This window comes from Syntrophorhabdaceae bacterium, assembly GCA_028713955.1.
Classification (GTDB): domain Bacteria; phylum Desulfobacterota; class Syntrophorhabdia; order Syntrophorhabdales; family Syntrophorhabdaceae; genus UBA5609.
On record JAQTNJ010000332.1, the window covers coordinates 1,436 to 2,913 of the forward strand.

Consider the following 1,478-nt stretch of genomic DNA (forward strand, 5'->3'; position numbering starts at 1 on the left):
AAAAAGGTTTGCTTTTCATAGCTTTTTTTATATAATTGAAGGATAGATGAGGTGGATAATCATATGTACGGTTTTACTGCCTTCCATACTTTTTGCCTTTTGTTTCGAATACGCGGGCAACGAGCATGGCATCACCCCCATAATCCTTGAGAGCATTGCAAAGGTCGAATCAAACCTCAATCCCAGGGCTATCAACAGGAACAGGAACGGTTCCATTGATATCGGTCTCATGCAGATCAATTCTGAATGGTTAAAGACCCTTAAACTGAACCAGAAGGACCTGCTCGATGATGCCTGTCTCAACACCAGGGTCGGTGCACAGATCCTGCGGCAATGCATTGACCGGCACGGTCTAAACTGGGAGGCAATTGGCTGCTACAACGCAACAAGCAGAGACAAAAGGGTTGGTTACGCCTGGAAGGTATTCAGAATATTGCAGAAAGAGCAGACTACGGGTGAAGCGGGGAAGCGGGGAAGCGGGGAAGCGGGGAAAGGCTTCACGCAACAGACGGTGAGCGCAAGATCTTCCCTCGTTTTCCATGCCAGAGATATCACTGAAGCAGAAAGGGAGACACCTTGAGCCTTCTCGCCGACCTCCTCTCCAAAGTCAAGCACCAGGATCAGCAGAGTTCCGTCCCTCCCAATTTGGCCCGGATCATCCAGAAATCATCGCAAAGGAAAAAGGTAGAACGAAAATTTGTCATCCTCGCAGTTGTCATGCTATTCCTCGTTGTTGCCGGATTTGGAGCTGTATACTTCTTTGAATCATATCTTACATCACCATCAATATATACTGCCGCACGGCAAAATCTTGCTCCGAGGGATGTTCCCCCGGCGCCGCCTGTAGCACCACCTGTAACCCCACAGGCTCCGGCTGTCCAGCAAACACCTGCAGCAGTATCCCCTGTCTCTCAGCCAGAGGTTCGGTCTGAACCGAAGATCGCACCGAAGATCGAAGCAAAGGCACTCCCCATGGAGGCTCACAAGCCTAAGATAGAAACAACGTCACAGCCAACAGAGGCAAAACAAGACAGAAGGGCAGCTGCCGGGTCCCGAACCTCACGGTCATCAAAAAGGTCCTCTGAATCAAGCGAAAATCTCAGGACTGAACGCGACATCCTTCTATACTCGGCAAGGTCTTACGAGCAAAACAGAAATTACAGCCAGGCCATCACAGATTACAAGAAAGCTCTGGATAAAGACCCCCGGAATTACCTTATCATGAATAGCCTCGCAAGCGCCCTGATAAAGACAGGCGCCTTTGAAGAATCGATCAGGTATTCAAGGGATGCCCTTAATTACCAGAAAAATTACATCCCTGCCCTTATAAACCTCGGCATAGCGTACGTACAAAATGGCAATATGACGGATGGAGAAACATACCTGACAAGAGCACGGACAATTGAGCCAATGAACAGGGCAGTCCTCCTGAACCTTGCCTTGCTCTATGAGAGACTCCCCAACTATCAGGAATCATT

Annotated in this window: 2 protein-coding genes; both read left to right on the plus strand. The window is 49.0% G+C overall.

Annotated elements, in window-relative coordinates:
• The first annotated feature begins 46 nt into the window (after positions 1-46).
• Positions 47-580, plus strand: coding sequence for a lytic transglycosylase domain-containing protein (locus PHU49_16610; protein MDD5245632.1), 534 nt, complete (start codon positions 47-49; stop codon positions 578-580).
• The coding region (locus tag PHU49_16615; protein MDD5245633.1) for a tetratricopeptide repeat protein at positions 577-1,478 on the plus strand (902 nt) is incomplete at its 3' end. The genes PHU49_16610 and PHU49_16615, both read left to right, overlap by 4 nt.

Excerpts from the sequence above, each read along its gene's own strand:
- PHU49_16610 (MDD5245632.1), top strand. The coding sequence starts at position 47 with ATGAGGTGGATAATCATATGTACGGTTTTACTGCCTTCCATACTTTTT.